We start from the raw sequence: 17,128 nt of genomic DNA, 5'->3' as shown, positions 1-17,128 counted from the left end.
TTCGTTGGCTTTGCGTCGTGGTGTTGGTGGCAGTTTGTTGTTTCCTAAAAGGCGACCAGATTGGCACCTTTCAGACCCAGCATGGCGCGGGCTTCGTCCGGTGTTGCGATTTCAAGCGATAACCCGTCCAGAACGTCGCGGATTTTGCGAACTTGCGATGCGTTGTCCGGGGCGAGTTCGCCCTTGCGCAAATACAGATTATCTTCAAGACCGACCCGGACATGACCGCCCATGGTGGCCGACATGGTGGCAAGCGGCATCTGATGACGGCCGGCACCCAGAACCGAAAACTGGTACTGATCGCCAAAAAGTTTGTCGGCGGTGCGTTTCAAATGGGCAAGATTGTCGGGATCGGCCCCGATACCGCCCAGAACGCCCAGAACGAACTGAATGAAAATCGGCCCTTTGATCAGGCCGCGATCAACAAAATGGGCCAGCGTATAAAGATGCCCGACGTCATAACATTCAAATTCAAACCTTGTGCCATTGGCATCGCCGAGATCTGCCAGAATGGTTTCGATATCGGAAAACGTGTTTTTGAAAACAAAATCACGACTGTCTTCGAGAAATTTCGGTTCCCAGTCGTGTTTCCAGTCGCTGCGCCCGGCAAGCGCCGGGAACAGGCCGAAATTCATCGTCCCCATATTCAATGACGCCATTTCGGGTGCTGCCTGCTTTGCCGCACGAATACGGTCCTTGACCGTCATGGTCATGCCGCCGCCGGTCGAAATATTGATCACCGCATCGGTGGCCGATTTGATGCGCGGCAGGAATTGGTTGAAAATTGCGGGTTCCGGGCTTGGAAAGCCGGTTTCGGGATCGCGTGCATGCAGATGCAGGATGGCAGCCCCGGCATTTGCCGCCGCAATCGCCTGATCGGCAATCTGGTCGGGGGTGATTGGCAGGTGCTGGCTCATGGACGGGGTATGAACCGATCCGGTGATGGCGCAGGTGATGATGACTTTCCGGCTCATGCGAAGGCTCCGGCACGGGTGAGTTCGTCCTGAAGCTCGCCAAGGGCGGCGCGCAACGGAATGAGGATGTCGTCAAACTGATCGGGTGTGATCGTCATGGGCGGGCAGACCATCACATGATCACCGCGATACCCGCCGCGGGTGCGACGCCAGTAAATGATCAGGCCCTTGTCATAGGCAATATCAACAAGGCGGGCAGCCGCAAGATGTTTGGGATCAATCGGTTCCATGGTTTCGCGGTCTTTGACCAGTTCGACCGCAAGAAGCAATCCAAGGCCACGCACATCGCCGATGATCGGAAATTCATCGGCAAGTTTGCCAAGTTCGGCCTTTAATGCCGCACCGCTTTGGGCCGCATTTTCCAGAAGGTTGTCTTCATCAATCACATCAAGGACCGCATTGCCCGCTGCACAGGCCATCGGATTGCCGGCATAGGTGTAACCATGGATAAAGCCACCATGATCAAGAACCGGGCCGACAATACGATCAGGCGCAATCATCGCCCCCAGCGGGGCATAACCCGCCGCCAGTCCCTTTGATACGGCCAGAATATCGGGGGTGATGCCCCAATGTTCGGCAGCAAAATATTTGCCAGTGCGCCCGGCACCCGTCATGACCTCGTCATAGATCAGAAGAATGCCGTATTGATCACAGATTTCGCGGATACGGGCATAGTAGCTGTCAGGCGCAACCAGTGCGCCGGTCGCAGCCCCGCCAACCGGTTCCATGATGAAACCAAGAACGGTTTCAGGGCCCTGTTTGAGTATTTCGGATTCTAGCATGTTGGCGTATTTCAGGCCGCGTTCATGATTACTCAGATCATCGCGATCCAGATAGCAGGTCGGGGCCGGAATTTTGGGTTGGTCCACCATCATCGGGGCGAAGGGTGCATGCATTGGCGTATAGCCGGTGATGGCAAGCGCACCAAGGGTTGAGCCATGATAGCTGGGGAAACGCGAAATGATCTTGGTCCGCTGGGCTTGCCCCTTTGCCAGGGCATATTGACGGGCAAGCTTGATGCAGCTTTCGACGGCTTCTGACCCGCCAGAGACAAAAAATACCCGTTCAAGATCGCCCGGTGCGCGTTCGGCAAGGCGGAATGCCAGATTTTCGGCCGCATCATTTTCAAAATGCAGGCGATAGGCGAAACTGGCCTTTTCAAGCTGCGCATTCATCGCGGCAATCACGCGTGGGTCGCTATGGCCGATATTGCTGACCATCGCACCGCTGGAGGCGTCGATATAGCGTTTGCCATCGACATCCCACATATAGACGCCCTTGGCATGGTCGATCAGTGGCCGGCGCGAACGGCTTTGATAAAACAGGCGGGATTCCCGGTTATGGCCGGTTTTGGGGTTATCATGCGTCACTTCGGGTGGCACTCCAGATCCGGTCAGTCGTGATGACCGGGCAACAACACACAATTTCGGGCGGCAATGTGCATGAACACATCGGCACCTTCGTGATGGGGGCGGGCATCAATCGGGTTGATCACCTGCCAGTCACGACCATTGGCCGTGACGAAATAGCGGGCCTGCTGCCCCAGATAGTCGACCGTTTTGATCCTGCCGGGGATGGCGATCACACCGTCCGTCGCACCGTTCTTATCCGACAGGCCGATTTTTTCAGCGCGGATAACGGCGCGGACGTCTTTTGAACCATTGGTTTTGGCGGTTTGTTCGGATGTGGTCAGCAATGTTTCGCCGCTTTGCAGGGCAACCTTGGTAAAGGCCGCATCCGGTGCACCAAGGGCAGCAGGAATGATATTGGAATGCCCAAGGAAATCGGCAACAAAGGCCGATGCGGGATTGTTATAGACGTCTTCAGGCGCGCCTTCCTGTTCGACGACACCGTTATTCATCACCACCAATTTATCGGACATGGCAAGGGCTTCGGATTGATCGTGGGTGACGAAAACGGTGGCAATGCCCAGCTCGCGCTGAATACGTTTCAGTTCGACCCGCATTTCTTCACGCAGATTGGCGTCAAGGGCAGATAGCGGTTCATCAAGTAACAGTACATCGGGTTCGATCACGATGGCGCGCGCAAGGGCAATGCGCTGCTGCTGCCCGCCGGAAAGCTGGTTGGGAAAACGATCCGCAACATGGGGCAGTTGCACCAGATCAAGGGCACGATTGACCTTTTCCCGGATATCGGATTTGGACACTTTGCGGTATTTCAGGCCAAAGGCGATATTGTCGTAAATCGATTTGTGCGGAAACAGGGCGTAGTTCTGAAACACCAGCCCCAGATTGCGTTTGTGGATCGGCAGGGCATTGACCCGTTTGCCACGGATCAGCAAATCGCCTTCGGTAATGTCGGTCAGTCCGGCAATCATACGAAGTGTCGTGGTCTTGCCGCAGCCCGATGGACCCAGAAAGGTCACGAAGCTGTTGTCAGGCACGGTCAAATCCATGCGTTGCACGGCGGTAAATTCGCCGTAACGCTTGACGACATTTTGCAGTTCGACCGCATTTTCGATGTCAGCCATCACAAATAACCCTGTCAGAAAAAGGCGGTGGTGCCCCGGCCATTATTTAAAAACAACGACCGGGGTTCCGGTTTATGCGATCAGTCCGGCTTAGTAGCCGCGCTGAACCCGCGAGAAGGTTTTCGACCAGTCGGCTTCGTTTTCGTTCCAATAGGCCGGATCAAAGAAGCTGAGTTCCTTGAGCGTGCCGGATGGATCAAACGCGGGCAGGGTCGGGATGACTTTGCCGAGTTCGACTTTCTGCGGATCAAGAGCAGGCGGATAGCTTTGGCCTTCGGCAACCGCAATCGCGACTTCGGGTTCGAGCATGAAGTTCAGAAGTTCTTCACAGGCTGCCATCGGGCTTCCGCGCAGAACGAACAGGCATTCCTGCCAGCCAAGACCGCCTTTCGGGTCGTGATAGCCGATATCGTGGCCCTGATCCTGTAATGCCTTGATGCGCCCGGACCAGCCTTCGGTGACATAGATTTCTTCTTCGGCCAGAAGGCTCATCAGTTCGGCCCCTGAGCTCCAGTATTTCAGGGCCAGATCGCGATGGGCACGGATCATGTCCCAGACGGCGTCGATATCCTTGATCGCATTCGGGTCCTGATCGGATTGCAGGGCACCGTACCAGACGCGGGTTTTCCATTCGCCCCAGCCGCCGATCTTGCCTTTGTAAGCTTCATCGACCATCAGCTTGGCACCTTTGGCCTTGGCTTCATCGTCGCTGATATATTTGCGGTTATAGGCAATGCCGGTGGTGCCGTAATCATAGGGAACCGCCGAAATGGTACCGCCGGTGATTTTGCGCAGCGGTTCGATCAGGCCGGGAATGACGTTTTTGAGGTTCGGAATATTGGCTTCGTTCAGCTCGGACGTCAGTTCCAGACCATGATATCGGGCATAGTCAAACACACCCGACAGGTGGGCAAGGTTAAACTCGCCCGGCTGGCCCGCCTTGACGCGGGCGATATATTCGTCCGCCCCGCCAAAGGTGCCCGATACGACCTTGATCCCGGTTTTCTCGGTATAGGGGGCAAATGCGTATTTTTCAAATGCCTCGGATACCACACCGCCCCAGCCGTCAAAGCGGACCTGTTCTGGTGTTGCGGCAAGGGCGTTGCGGGTCAGCATGCCCATCGGGCCACCGGTGATCCCGGCGGTGACACCCGCAGCCCCCAGAACGGTTAGAAAAGTGCGACGGTTGATATCGCCGTCTTTTAGGCGGGTAAGCAGGCGTTCATAGCGTTTCGTCTCGTCCATTTAAGGCCTCCTGATAAAGGTTTTTATCCGTTTTCTTGTCGGTCTTGTGGTCTTCTTTTTTATGGTCTTGTTGTTGGGTTTGGCGGTTTCCCGCGGTATCTGTTGTTTGTTAGGCAGCGGCTTTTTGTGCCCGTATCTTCCGTGCTGATGTGATGCGTACAATGGTGGTGGCAATCAATGGCAGCGCGATGGTGAAGATCACCATCACAGCGCCCAGTGCATTGATTTCCGGGCTGATGGAATTGCGCAGCATGGCAAAAATCTGGGTTGGGACGGTTTCAACCCCGCCCGGTTTCCAGAACAGGGTTCCGGTAATGTCGTCAAACGAGATGGTGAATGAAAACAGCATCCCGGCCATGACAGCCGGCATCATCAGCGGCAGGGTGATTTCAAAGAAAGTCTGGATCGGAGTAGCGCCAAGGCTCATGGCGGCTTCTTCGACGTCGCGCCGGATCGATACAAGGCGCGCCTGAACCACCAGAACCACAAAGGGCAGGGTGAAAACGACATGCCCCATCAAAAGCAGGCCAAAGCTTTTGGGCATGGAGAGGAATTGCAAAAACAGCAAAAGAGCCACAGCCAGGACGACCTCGGGGATCAGGATTGGAGCAACCAGAAGCGTTGATATTGAACGCTTTCCCGGAAAATCGTACCTGACCATGGCAAGGGCCGCGAGCGTGCCAAACGTCGTTGAAATCGCACTGGTCAGCGCGCCCAGCAACAGAGATGTTTTGAATGCACGGATAATGGCATCGTTGTTCCACAATGCTTCGAACCAGCGTGTCGAAAAACCTTCAATCGGGAAACTGCCGAACTGGTTGGCGTTGAATGCCAACAGGATGACGACCGCGACCGGCGCGAACAGAAACAGATAAACAAGGATTGTGGCGATACGGATCAGGGACCAGCCGGACATCATTACATTCCCCTATTTGAAGCTTTTGGCGATCTGATCGACGCCAAGATAACGGGTGTAAATGACAACCAGCGCACCCAGAAGCGCCAGCAGGACAAGCGAAAGGGCGGAGCCCAGTGGCCAGTTCAGCTGTGTCACGATGGCCTCGAACACGAGATTGGCAAACATCGCGTCGCGTGGCCCGCCCAGAACGATCGGGGTGATATAGGTGCCCGCGGCCAGAACAAAGCACAGAAGCGATCCGGCGGCGAGACCGGGGAAGGACAGGGGCAGGGTGACTTCGCGGAAGGCCTGCCAGCCGGTGCAGCCAAGGCTTTGGGCGGCCTCGGTAAGGTTTTTTTCAATACCATCCAGGCTGACATAGACATTCAGGATCATGAAGGGCAGCAGATAATGCACAAGACCCAGAATAACCGTGGTCTGATTGTAGAGCATCTGGATCGGTTCATCGATGATGCCAAGCGAGATCATCAATGTGTTGAGCGCGCCCGATGTGCCAAGGATGTTGATCCACGACATGGTGCGGATGATGTAGCTGATCCAGAAGGGCAGCATCAGCATCAACAGCAGGAAAGTCTTCGATTTCATCGGGGTGTTGGCAACGAAATAGGCCGGGATATAGCCAACCAGCGCACAGATCACCGTGGTGTAAAAGGCAATGGCAAAGGTCTGAAACAGGATATCGCGGTAAAACCGGTCGCCAAGTACTTCGATCCAGTTATCAAGATAAAATCCGACCTGATCAGCACCGGTCGCGGTGCGCAGCCAGAACGAATAAACCACGATGAACATCATCGGGACGATCAATAACAGCGATATCGTCGCCAGTGACGGCGATAGCAGGACCCAGGGCGTTCTGCGTGCCCCGGCTACATCTGCGGCCATTTTTGCCTCCCGTTATTTTGCTCTGGCAATTGCTTGCCATGCGCGGTTATCTGGCCGTGAATGAATATGTCTGATCATTTCACCCCAGACTTGCGCATAGCGCAAATAGATAAGTAGAATGGATCGCATAGCCAATTGCTATGGGTGGGGAAATGAGCGACCTTTTAAAACGGCAATTCGACTGGAACCTGTTGCATACCTTTACGGTTATTGTCGAAGAACGGTCGATCACCGGGGCGGCCAACCGGCTGCTTTTGCGCCAACCCAGTGTCAGCAATGCGCTTAAACGGCTTGAAGATCAGATCGGTGCGCGCCTGATTGATCGTGATCGTGGACGATTTGAAGTCACCGAACAGGGATTGGCGCTTTATCATGAATGCCGTGAGATTTGTGGGGCGATTGGCCGACTTTCCGATGTGATGTCGGATAGTGGCAATCAGCTAAGCGGGCACTTGCATTTGTGGCTGGCAAGTCACGTGGTGTTTCCGCCGCTTGACGATGCGTTGTTTGAATTCAACCGGGAACATCCCGAAGTCACCTATGAAATCAATGTCGCGACCTCGGGCCATGTCACAAGCCAGGTTTTATCCCAGCAGGCAAGTTTCGGCATTTGTCTGGTGAATGAACAGCACCCCCGGCTGGAATATCGCAAACTGTATCGCGAACATTTCGGGTTCTTTTGCGGGCCGACACATCATTTGTTTGGTCGGGAAAACCTGACACTTGCCGATCTGCGTAGCGAAGCATTTGTATCGTTTTCCACCGATCAGCTTTCCGATGCGCTGGCCCCGGTTGCGGTATTGCGCGCGCGCGAAGGCATGAAAGGCAAGGTGATCGCCACCAGCCCGCATCTTGAAGAAGTGCGCCGCCTGATCAATGCCGGGCTTGGTATTGGCCCGTTGCCGATCCATGTCGTGCAAAACGCGATGGAGCGCGGGCAGTTATGGCGCCTGCCACCCTATGATGCGCCGCCCGCAATTGATATCTATCTGGTGACCAATCCGCGCATGTCGCTTGGCCGGGCGGAGCGGTTTTTCATCGATAATCTGACCGGGCGGCTTGGCAATGCGCCGCATGGTTATTTTGTTTATCCGTAAACAGGGCGTGATCGGGGCTTGCGGATTGTGGGTGTTTGCGCAAGCATGCGGCCAAACACGGATTTCAAGCGAACGGGATAGAAGATGAAGCTGGTTTATTTTTCCTGGGTCAAGGATCGTATCGGCATGGCCGAGGAAGAGGTTGAACTGCCGGAAAATGTGAAAACCGTTGCCGACCTTCTGGCATGGATGCCGGGCAGGGGGGCGAATTTCGCTGATGCGCTTGCTGATCCGGCGATTATCCGGGTTGCGGTTGATCAGGAATATGCGCAAGGCGAACGTGATGTTCGTGGTGCCAGCGAAATCGCGCTGTTTCCGCCGGTAACCGGGGGATAAAAGACGAAATTGAAATGGTATTTAAAAGGCGCCCGGTTTGCAGGGCGCCTTTTTTGATGATCAGTCTGCGACGGTTGCCGTTTGCGTCAGGCTTTCAAAAAATTCCTTGCGGCCCAATGTGCCGGAAATGCGTCCCTCGCGGGTTAGAAGCACCGGATTCTGGGTGATGCTGCGCATTTCGATCAGGTCTTTGAGAAGCACGGTATCATCGGCAACGAAGATGACCGAATTGTCGGTCCCGTCCAGATCGTCCGGCAGGTTGCCGTCATACTGGATTAGCTTCAACTCGCCATGTTCGCCGCTATTGGCGGCACGAATGATGCCGTCCTGAAGCGTGATGCGGATATCTTCGTCTTCGACGGAAAGTTCGCCGGTCGTGTTGCGCTGATCGCGGTCAATGCGGTGCATGATGGCGCGACCGCGCAGGATATTGACCGGGTTCATATGGGCAACAAAGTCCGCGACATATTCATTGGCCGGACGCAGGGCGATGTCTTCGGGCGTGCCATGCTGTACGACATAGCCACCTTCCATGATGGCAATTGAATTGCCAAGCTTCATGGCTTCGTCCAGATCATGACTGACAAACAGGATGGTTTTATTAAGCTTTTCCTGAAGATCAAGAAGCTCGTCCTGCAGGCGGTTACGGATCAGCGGATCAAGGGCCGAAAACGGTTCATCCATCAAAAGGATCGGTGCATCGGTGGCAAAGGCACGGGCAAGGCCGACCCGCTGCTGCATGCCGCCTGAAAGTTCGTGGGCATATTTTCCGGCCCACTGATCCAGCCCGACAAGGGCCAGCTTTTCCCGGACGATTTCACGGCGTTCCTTCGGTCCCATGCCGTCAAGCTCAAGACCAAATCCGACATTGTCTTCGACGGTGCGCCAAGGGAACAGGCCGAATTGCTGAAAGACCATGGCAACGCATTTACGACGCAGATCGCGTAGCGTATTGGCATCACAACTGGTGACATCGACCATCCAGTCCCCGTCATGCACCCGAAGCGATCCGCGTGAAACGCGGTTAAGCCCGTTTACACAGCGCAGCAACGAGGATTTACCCGAGCCCGAAAGCCCCATCAGAACGCAGATTTCACCCTGCGGGACGTCAAAGCTGACATTGGCAACACCAAGGATATTTCCGGTTTCCTTGGCTATTTCGTCACGGTTTTTACCGGCGTCGAGGAGGGCGAGCGATTCAGCCTGCTTATCCCCGAAAATGACGTCGATATTATCAAATTCAACAGCATTGCTCATGATTACTGCCCCGTATTTTCTGATTTGTCGCGGCGGCAGATGCGGTCCAGCACAATGGCCAGGATCACAATTGCAAGGCCGGCCTCGAAGCCTTGGGCGATATTGACCGTATTAAGGGCGCGAACAACCGGTTTGCCAAGTCCATCAGCCCCGACAAGAGCGGCAATCACCACCATGGACAGTGACAGCATGATGCATTGGGTAAGGCCCGCCATGATCGATGGCATGGCAGATGGCAGTTCGACCTTGAAAAGCAATTGCCGCGGCGTGCAGCCAAAGCTTCTGCCAGCTTCAATCAGCGCCTTTGGCGTGCTGGCGATGCCAAGATGCGTCAGGCGGATCGGGGCGGCGATGGCAAAGATCACGGTCGAAATCAGGCCCGGAACCACGCCAAGACCAAACAGGATCAGGGTCGGGATCAGATAGACAAAGGTCGGTATCGTCTGCATCAGGTCAAGAACCGGACGCAATGCCTGATAAAGCCAGGGGCGATGTGCCGATGCTACGCCAAGCGGTACCCCGATCACCATACAGAACAGCGTCGCATAGATTACAAGTGCGAGCGTTTCCATGGTGGCTTCCCAATAGCCAAGATTGACGATCAGAAGCAGGGAAAGAACAGTGAAGGCCGTCAGTTTCCATGATCTGTGCAGCCATGCAGCCAGCACGCCAAATAGCGCGATAATCAGAAACGGCGGTAACCAGACCAGCAGATCGACCGTGTTTTCGATAATGAATTCAAGAACGTCCGAGATGGTGTAAAACACGAAGTCGGCATGCTCGTTAAGCGCATCCATGAGGGATGCAATCCACCGTCCCAGCGGAATTTTAGTTTCCGTGAGCCATTCCATTGGATTTTTCCATTATTTGAACAAAGAAAATGTGCCGATACGCTGCCTGTGATGGGGCAACGTACCGGCATTATGTATTTGAAGCTGGACCCTAGAGACCGAGTTCATTTTTAAGCGCTGCCTTGGCATCGCCACCGTCAAAGGTGGTGACACCGTCAAGCCAGGCCATCGCGGCATCCGGATTGGCTTTAAGCCATGCGGTTGCGGCATCTTCCGGATCGGTGCCTTCGTTCAGAATGGCATCCATGATCTGGTTTTCCATATCGAGGCTGAATTTCAGGTTGGTGACGAATTTACCGGCATTCGGGCATTCATCGGTGTAACCGGCACGCAGATTGGTATGAACCGTGGCACCACCGAAATTAGGACCAAATACGTCATCGCCACCATCAAGATAGGCCATGTCATATTTGGCATTCATCGGGTGCGGTTCCCAGCCAAGGAAAACGATGAATTTGTCACGTGCCGATTTGCGTTTGACTTCGGCCAGCATGCCCTGTTCGGAAGATTCAACAAGTTCAAAGCCCTTGAGGCCGAACTGGTCATTGTCGATCATGTCCTGGATCAGGCGGTTGCCATCATTGCCCGGCTCGATCCCGTAAATTTCACCATCAAGCTGATCCTTGAATTTGGCGATGTCGGCGAAATCCTTGAGGCCCGCGTCATAAGCATTTTTCGAAACGGCCAGCGTATATTTAGCGCCTTCAAGGTTGGCACCGGTGCTGACGACGGTTTTCTTTTCCAGGTAAGGCGCAATGTCTGCTGCCATTGTCGGCATCCAGTTACCGAGGAAGACGTCCACGTCCCCGTTGGCAAGGCTGGTATAGGTGACAGGAACGGAAAGAAGTTCGGTTTCAGCGTCATAGCCAAGTGCTTCGAGAATAACCGATGCGGTTGCCGTGGTCGCGGTGATGTCGGTCCAGCCAACATCAGAAAATGTTACGGTTTTGCAAGCATCGCTATCAGCCGCCTGTGCACCGGCCGCCCCCAGAAGGGTGGTGGCAATGACAGTGGTGCCAAGAAGACGGCCAATGGTGGAACGTGTGGTCATGTTTATGGTTCTCCCTTGTGTGGACCTAGCGGTTACTGATGGTGGCAATATCGCCGCCATCAGACTTTCGGTTCCGGAGGCCAGACGCATGTCAAACGATGCGCATCTGGCACCGCCAACACCCGTCCAAAACCATGTGATCGGGTCCCCTGAACCCGGTCACATAGACCGGAATAATCATAAAAACAGCCATAAAGCCGCGCAACCAAGGCACTTTCCCTGTTAACGTCGCGCCACAAAAGACGGCGTTTTTTATTGATTGATTGTTCAATTAAAATACAGCATATTCCCCCGAGGTCAATTGCGAAGGGCGAAAAAGTCGCATTTGCGTCATCAAACAGGCCTAAGTCCTTCGGATCGCTTAGAATTGGATTAGTAATGCCCAAGGTTGGAATGCAGCCTGTACGCCGCAGGCAACTGATCGATGCCACGATCGAGACCATTCACCGCTTTGGTTTTGCCGATACCACGATCAGTCGGATTGCCGGGGCGGCGGGGATGTCGTCAGGAATTATTTCGCACTATTTTGGCGGTAAGAATGCGCTTCTGGAAGCAACGATGCGCTTTCTGATGCAGGAATTGCGTAGCGATTTTCTGGGCCGCGTTGCCAAGGCGAAAACGCCCCACGAACGTCTTGAAGCGATTGTTGATACCAACTTCAACGAAGAACAATTCACGCCGCAGGTGATTGGTGCGTGGTTGTCATTCTGGTCGCAGGTGCCGTTTTCCGATCCGCTGCGCCGATTGAATGCGGTTTATTTCAAGCGACTGGCATCGAATTTACGCCATGAGTTGCGCCGGCTGACAACCGATCAGCGGGCCGAAGAAATTGCGGCGGTGACTGCTGCCATGATCGACGGCATCTGGGTGCGGTCCGGTTTGACACCGGGACGCGCCAATGTCGCGGCGGCGCGGAAAATGGTGCTTGATACCATGCACCTGCATCTGGCGAGTTCGCCCGCGCGCTAGTCAAGAGACATACACTTAAAAAAAGGGCTGCCCGTTTCCGGTGTGGCCTGCAGGAGTTTCGACATGAGCCTTTATCAGATCCAGAACTTTATCAACGGCAAAAAAGTTGCCGGTTCGGGTGCGGAAATGGTTACGCTGAACCCCGCGACCAATAAGGTCCTTGCCAAGGGTAAGGAAAGCACCGCTGCCGATGTTGATGCTGCAGTGAAGGCCGCACGTGCCGGTTTTGAAATCTGGAAAAACACGCCCGCGGCTGAACGGGCGCGCGTTTTGTTCAAGGCGGCCCAAATCCTGCGGGACCGTAACGATGAATTGGCGCTGGTAGAAACCCGTGATACGGGCCGTGCCATTCAGGAAACTGAAATCGTGGATGTGATTTCCGGTGTCGAATGTCTTGAATATTTTGCCGGTGTGGCCGGAAGCCTATCGGGAGAGCATATCGATCTTGGCGGCAATTTTGCCTATACCCGGCGCGAGGCGGTTGGCGTTTGCGGTGCCATTGGTGCATGGAACTATCCTATCCAGATTGCCTGCTGGAAAGCCGCACCGGCATTGGCGTGCGGAAACGCGGTTGTTTACAAACCCTCCGAAGTCACGCCGCTTTCGGCGATTGCGGTGGCCGAGGCATTGCAGCAAGCAGGCCTTCCCGATGGGGTTTACAACGTGGTTCAGGGCGCGCGAGCTTGTGGTGCGGCACTGGTCGAACATCCGGGCGTTGATAAAATCTCGTTGACCGGCTCGGCCGAGACCGGTGCCAAGGTCGCCGCAGTTGCCGCAGGCGGCATGAAGGCCGTGACCATGGAGCTTGGCGGCAAATCGCCGATGATCGTGTTCGAGGATGCCGATCTGGATAACGCCGTATCGGGCGCGCAGATGGCGAACTTTTATTCATCCGGGCAGATTTGTTCAAACGGCACGCGCGTTTTCGTCCATGAAACCGTTGCCGATGCCTTCATCGAAAAACTGGTTGCGCGCAGCAAGGATCTTGTTCTTGGTAATCCGGAAAAACCGGAAACCCAGGTTGGTCCGATCGTGACCAAAGCTCAATTCGACAAGATCATGTCTTATATCGAGGCAGGCAAGGGCGAGGGCGCGAAATGTGTTCTTGGCGGTCATGCGGTTACCGAAAACATGCCCGAAGGCGGCCTGTTTGTGGCCCCGACCATCTTTACCGGTTGCGCCGATGATATGGCTATTGTGCGTGAGGAAATCTTTGGTCCGGTGATGTCGGTCCTGACTTTCAGGGATGAAGACGAAGTCATCAAACGCGCCAATGATACCCAGTATGGTCTGGCTGCGGGGGTCTTTACCAGGGACCTGTCGCGCGGGCACCGCGTTGTCGCGCGGCTTGAGGCAGGAACTTGCTGGATCAATACCTATAACATCACCCCGATTGAAATGCCGTTCGGCGGGGTCAAGAAATCCGGGGTGGGCCGCGAAAATGGCCGGGCCGCGATTGAACATTATACCCGGATCAAATCCGTCTATGTCGAAACCGGTGACGTCGAGGCGCCTTATTGATCACGGTTCCGAACTGTGAATGGCTGCCTGCAACCTGTTGAAGATAAGGAAAAAGCATGAATACGCCGACCACCACGGAAAAGTACGATTACGTTATTGTCGGTTCCGGTTCTGCCGGTGCCGTTCTGGCCAGTCGCCTGACCGAGGACCCGGAGGTCAGCGTTCTGGTGGTTGAAGCCGGACCGGTTGATCATTGGTGGGATTGGCGCATTCATATGCCAACCGCACTTTCCTATCCGATGCAGTCCGAAACCTATAACTGGGCCTATTGGACAACACCGCAGGCGAACCTTAACAATCGCCGTATGGAAACACCGCGCGGGCGGGTCTTTGGTGGTTCCAGTTCAATCAATGGCATGGCCTATGTTCGTGGTCATGCGCTTGATTACAATCGCTGGGCGGAACAGGATGCGGCGCTGAAAGAATGGGATTATGCGCGGTGCCTGCCGTATTTCCGCAAGGCCGATACGCGCAACGAAGACACCAATGGTGACGAATATCATGGCGGAGATGGCCCGCTGCATGTCACCACGGGGGCTTGCAAAAACCCGTTGCACAAGGCTTGGATCAAGGCCGGGCAGGAAGCGGGTTATGAATTTACTCCCGACCAGAATGGCTATCGCCAGGAAGGTCTGGGGACGATGGATATGACGGTTTACAAGGGCCGCCGCTGGTCAACCGCACGGGCCTATTTGCATCCGGCAATGAAACGTCCGAATTTGACAGTTCATGACAAGGCACTGGCGCAGCGCGTTGTTTTTGATGGAAAACGCGCCATCGGACTTGATTTCACCCACCGTGGTGAACTCAAACGCGCGACGGTCGAGCGCGAGGTGATTATTTCGGCAGGATCAATTAATTCGCCCAAGCTTTTGATGTTGTCTGGAGTTGGTCCGGCAGCACATTTGCGCGAACACGGGATTGATGTGGTTGCCGATATCCCCGGTGTTGGGGAGAACCTTCAGGACCATCTGGAACTTTACGTCCAGATGGAATGCACCCAGCCGATCAGTCTGAACAGCAAGCTTGATCCTTGGAACAAATTCAAGATCGGGTTGGAATGGTATCTTTTCAAAACCGGGCTTGGTGCGACCAACCATTTTGAAGCCGGTGGGTTTATCCGGTCAAAAGCGGGTGTTCAGCATCCTGACCTGCAATATCACTTTATACCGGCTGCGATTAACTATAACGGATCCAAAGCCGCCGAAAAGGATGGCTTCCAGGCGCATGTTGGTCCAATGCGGTCCAAATCGCGCGGCACGGTCCGGTTGGCATCAAACGATCCGGCAAAGCGCCCGATTGTTGATCCCAATTACATGAGCCATCCGGAAGACTGGGAAGAAATGCGCGCATCCGTGCGTCTGACCCGCGAGATTTTCGCACAGGATGCCTTCAAGGACCTGCGCGGTATTGAAATTTCGCCGGGCAGGGACATCCAGACCGATGATGAAATCAATGCATGGGTCGCCGATCACGCCGAAAGTGCCTATCACCCGTCCTGTTCGTGCAAGATGGGCAGCGACGATATGGCAGTGGTGGATGAAAAAACGCGCGTGCATGGTATCGAAGGCCTGCGCGTGGTGGACAGTTCGATCATGCCGACAATCGCATCGGGCAATTTGAATGCCCCGACCATCATGATCGGGGAAAAGGCCGCAGATATCATTCGCGGACGCGATCCGTTGCCACCATCAAATGCGCCATATTTCGTCCATCCTGAATGGGAAACCAAACAGCGCTGATACTGCTCATCCCCGGTCTTTGATCTTTCATGACCGGGGATTTTTCGTTTCGGTCATTGCTTTCGTCCATCTTGCGCGCGATCATCGGGGAAAATAACACGCAATTTTCCCGGATTGCCCCGCCATGCAAGAAATCAGTCTGCTTAATTCCGTTATTGGTCCCGTGATGCGCGGCCCATCAAGTTCCCATTGCGCAGCGCCTTATATGATGGCGAAGGTCACGCGCGAATTATCGTGCAGCAATGGCGAGGTTTTGAAAAAGGCGATTGTTCGGTTTGATCCGCGCGGGTCGTTTGCGCCCGTGTATCAGGCACAAAGTTCGGATGAAAATTTTGCCGCCGGTTTTGCCGGGGCGGCGCTGACGGATACAGATTACCGTGACATTTTACCGCGTGTGACGCGCGGTGAGGGATTTCAGTTTGGCGTTGAAATCATTGAACTTGAAAACAACAACCATCCCAACCGTGTTGAACTTGAACTGACCGTAACCGAGCGGAATGGCGCGGATCGTGCCGATCTGTATGCCGGTGCATCGGTTGGTGGCGGGATGTATTACATCGATGCGATGAACGGCGAACCGGTCTTTCTGACTGGCAAAACCGCAAGTGTGTTTGTCTGGGGGCCTGATATCGGTGCGCGGGCAGATAACATTGCGGCCGGGCTTGCTTTGAATGGCAACAGGTTGCTCGGAATATCGGTCGATCCGGATCATGATCGCTCCGAAATCGCCCTGCAGACCTTGCCCGATACAAAGCTGATTGCCTCTTTACGTGATCAGGACGGTATCAAAGACGTTCGTTTCGCTGCTGCCTCGCAATATCCGGTGTGTGCCACTGATGATCTGTTTTCGACCCGCGATGCGGTCATCGCGGTGGCCGAGCAACAGGGAGGATCGCTTGCCGAGGCGGGCCTGGTTCTGGAAGCAAGGCGCCTTGGTCTTTCTCGTGATGCAACGCGCGCGCTTTTTCGTGAACGGTGCGAATTGATGTTGCGTGTGGTGGCCGAAGGGTTCGATGCCAAGCCCGAAGACAATGTGATGCGGTTTTTAACCCTGCGTGCGCGGAAGGTTCGCGATGCCAATTTGCCCGCAGGGCTGGGCGGGGCGGTTTTGCAGGATGCGATTGCAGGTGCCCTTTCGGCGATGGAACGGGATTCCAATCGTGGTTTGGTCTGTGCCGCGCCGACGGCGGGCAGTGCTGGTGTGGTTCCGGGCACACTGTATGGCCTTATCCGGCATGGCATTGATCTGGATGGGGCGACCGATGCGTTGCAGGTGATGGCGCTGGTGGGTGCCGTGTTTGCCGCGCGCGGAACCTTTGCCGCCGAATGCGGGGGGTGTTCGGTGGAAACCGGTGCGTCGGCGGCAATGGCGGCCGCGGGTGTGGCGCAGGCATTTGGCGGAACACCTGTACAATGTTTTGACGCTGCCAGCATGTGTTTGATGAATACGCTGGGCCTTGTATGTGATCCGGTTGGCGGGGATGTTGAAATCCCGTGCCATGCGCGCAATGTCGCCGGGGTATCACACGCCTTTTCATCGGCAATGGCGGTTCTGGCCGGGTTTGATGCCGTGTTGGGATATGACGAGTTGGTCGATCAGACGGTTAAAATCGGGGCCATGATGCATCCGGATTTGCGTTGCACGGCACGTGGTGGATGTGCGGCCACCAAAACAGCCCTTAGGATGGTTGAAGCGGTAACGCAGGTGCGCTGAATTACCCTTATAAACCGGTTTTTGCGCAATCCTTTGTTCCGGTTGTTGCCTGTTTTGACATAATCGGTGAAAAGCATGT

At 54.9% G+C, this 17,128-nt stretch carries 15 protein-coding genes; 6 read left to right on the top strand and 9 right to left on the bottom strand.

The features are described from left to right. Nucleotides 1-44: 44 nt before the first annotated feature. The 6 genes from P8T57_RS20335 to P8T57_RS20310 form a co-directional block, all read right to left on the bottom strand. The gene (locus P8T57_RS20335) at nucleotides 45-974 is read right to left on the bottom strand and encodes a 3-keto-5-aminohexanoate cleavage protein (RefSeq protein ID WP_341364120.1); all 930 of its coding nucleotides are present in this window, start codon (nucleotides 972-974) and stop codon (nucleotides 45-47) included. Further along, a complete protein-coding gene (locus P8T57_RS20330; protein ID WP_341364119.1) occupies nucleotides 971-2,344 on the bottom strand; it encodes an aspartate aminotransferase family protein in 1,374 nt (457 codons plus the stop codon). The genes P8T57_RS20335 and P8T57_RS20330 overlap by 4 nt, the downstream gene beginning before the upstream one ends. Before the next feature lie 23 nt (nucleotides 2,345-2,367). Then, on the bottom strand, nucleotides 2,368-3,465 hold the full coding sequence (locus P8T57_RS20325; protein WP_341364118.1) for an ABC transporter ATP-binding protein: 1,098 nt from the start codon (nucleotides 3,463-3,465) through the stop codon (nucleotides 2,368-2,370). Between the two features lie 90 nt (nucleotides 3,466-3,555). Continuing rightward, nucleotides 3,556-4,710: an extracellular solute-binding protein gene (locus tag P8T57_RS20320; RefSeq protein ID WP_114121039.1), complete on the bottom strand. Its 1,155-nt coding sequence runs from the start codon at nucleotides 4,708-4,710 to the stop codon at nucleotides 3,556-3,558. A 109-nt stretch (nucleotides 4,711-4,819) separates the two neighbouring features. After that, nucleotides 4,820-5,629 carry an ABC transporter permease gene (locus P8T57_RS20315; RefSeq protein ID WP_341364117.1) on the bottom strand — a complete coding sequence of 270 codons (810 nt, stop codon included), beginning with the start codon at nucleotides 5,627-5,629 and terminating at the stop codon, nucleotides 4,820-4,822. A 9-nt stretch (nucleotides 5,630-5,638) separates the two neighbouring features. Beyond that, nucleotides 5,639-6,511 (bottom strand): ABC transporter permease, encoded by an 873-nt coding sequence (locus P8T57_RS20310; protein WP_341364116.1) that lies wholly within the window; start codon nucleotides 6,509-6,511, stop codon nucleotides 5,639-5,641. 152 nt (nucleotides 6,512-6,663) lie between these two features. Here P8T57_RS20310 and P8T57_RS20305 point away from each other — a divergent pair, with 152 nt between their 5' ends. Beyond that, nucleotides 6,664-7,608 carry a LysR family transcriptional regulator gene (locus P8T57_RS20305; protein ID WP_341364115.1) on the top strand — a complete coding sequence of 315 codons (945 nt, stop codon included), beginning with the start codon at nucleotides 6,664-6,666 and terminating at the stop codon, nucleotides 7,606-7,608. An 84-nt stretch (nucleotides 7,609-7,692) separates the two neighbouring features. Beyond that, nucleotides 7,693-7,944, top strand: coding sequence for a molybdopterin converting factor subunit 1 (gene moaD / locus P8T57_RS20300; RefSeq protein WP_037991388.1), 252 nt, complete (start codon nucleotides 7,693-7,695; stop codon nucleotides 7,942-7,944). A 60-nt stretch (nucleotides 7,945-8,004) separates the two neighbouring features. Here the strand turns inward: moaD and choV are convergent, their stop codons facing one another. The 3 genes from choV to P8T57_RS20285 all read right to left on the bottom strand — a co-directional run bounded on the left by choV (nucleotide 8,005) and on the right by P8T57_RS20285 (nucleotide 11,103). Next, nucleotides 8,005-9,201: a choline ABC transporter ATP-binding protein gene (choV, locus tag P8T57_RS20295; RefSeq protein ID WP_037991387.1), complete on the bottom strand. Its 1,197-nt coding sequence runs from the start codon at nucleotides 9,199-9,201 to the stop codon at nucleotides 8,005-8,007. 2 nt (nucleotides 9,202-9,203) lie between these two features. Beyond that, on the bottom strand, nucleotides 9,204-10,052 hold the full coding sequence (gene choW, locus P8T57_RS20290) for a choline ABC transporter permease subunit (RefSeq protein ID WP_037991385.1): 849 nt from the start codon (nucleotides 10,050-10,052) through the stop codon (nucleotides 9,204-9,206). A gap of 91 nt (nucleotides 10,053-10,143) precedes the next feature. Next, nucleotides 10,144-11,103 carry a choline ABC transporter substrate-binding protein gene (locus P8T57_RS20285; protein ID WP_341364114.1) on the bottom strand — a complete coding sequence of 320 codons (960 nt, stop codon included), beginning with the start codon at nucleotides 11,101-11,103 and terminating at the stop codon, nucleotides 10,144-10,146. 378 nt (nucleotides 11,104-11,481) lie between these two features. Here P8T57_RS20285 and betI point away from each other — a divergent pair, with 378 nt between their 5' ends. The 4 genes from betI to P8T57_RS20265 all read left to right on the top strand — a co-directional run bounded on the left by betI (nucleotide 11,482) and on the right by P8T57_RS20265 (nucleotide 17,049). Beyond that, nucleotides 11,482-12,072: a transcriptional regulator BetI gene (gene betI / locus P8T57_RS20280; RefSeq protein ID WP_007089364.1), complete on the top strand. Its 591-nt coding sequence runs from the start codon at nucleotides 11,482-11,484 to the stop codon at nucleotides 12,070-12,072. 63 nt (nucleotides 12,073-12,135) lie between these two features. Continuing rightward, the gene (gene betB, locus P8T57_RS20275) at nucleotides 12,136-13,593 is read left to right on the top strand and encodes a betaine-aldehyde dehydrogenase (RefSeq protein WP_341364113.1); all 1,458 of its coding nucleotides are present in this window, start codon (nucleotides 12,136-12,138) and stop codon (nucleotides 13,591-13,593) included. A gap of 56 nt (nucleotides 13,594-13,649) precedes the next feature. Next, entirely contained in the window at nucleotides 13,650-15,335 is a 1,686-nt protein-coding gene (gene betA / locus P8T57_RS20270; protein ID WP_341364112.1) for a choline dehydrogenase, read from the top strand. A 124-nt stretch (nucleotides 15,336-15,459) separates the two neighbouring features. After that, a complete protein-coding gene (locus P8T57_RS20265; protein WP_341364111.1) occupies nucleotides 15,460-17,049 on the top strand; it encodes an L-serine ammonia-lyase, iron-sulfur-dependent, subunit alpha in 1,590 nt (529 codons plus the stop codon). Nucleotides 17,050-17,128 lie beyond the last annotated feature (79 nt).

It is taken from the genome of Thalassospira sp. SN3W, assembly GCF_038070535.1.
GTDB classification, from domain to species: Bacteria; Pseudomonadota; Alphaproteobacteria; order Rhodospirillales; family Thalassospiraceae; genus Thalassospira; species Thalassospira xiamenensis.
The sequence above is the reverse complement of the archived record's forward strand: the minus strand, read 5'-3'. Positions and strand labels throughout refer to the sequence as shown.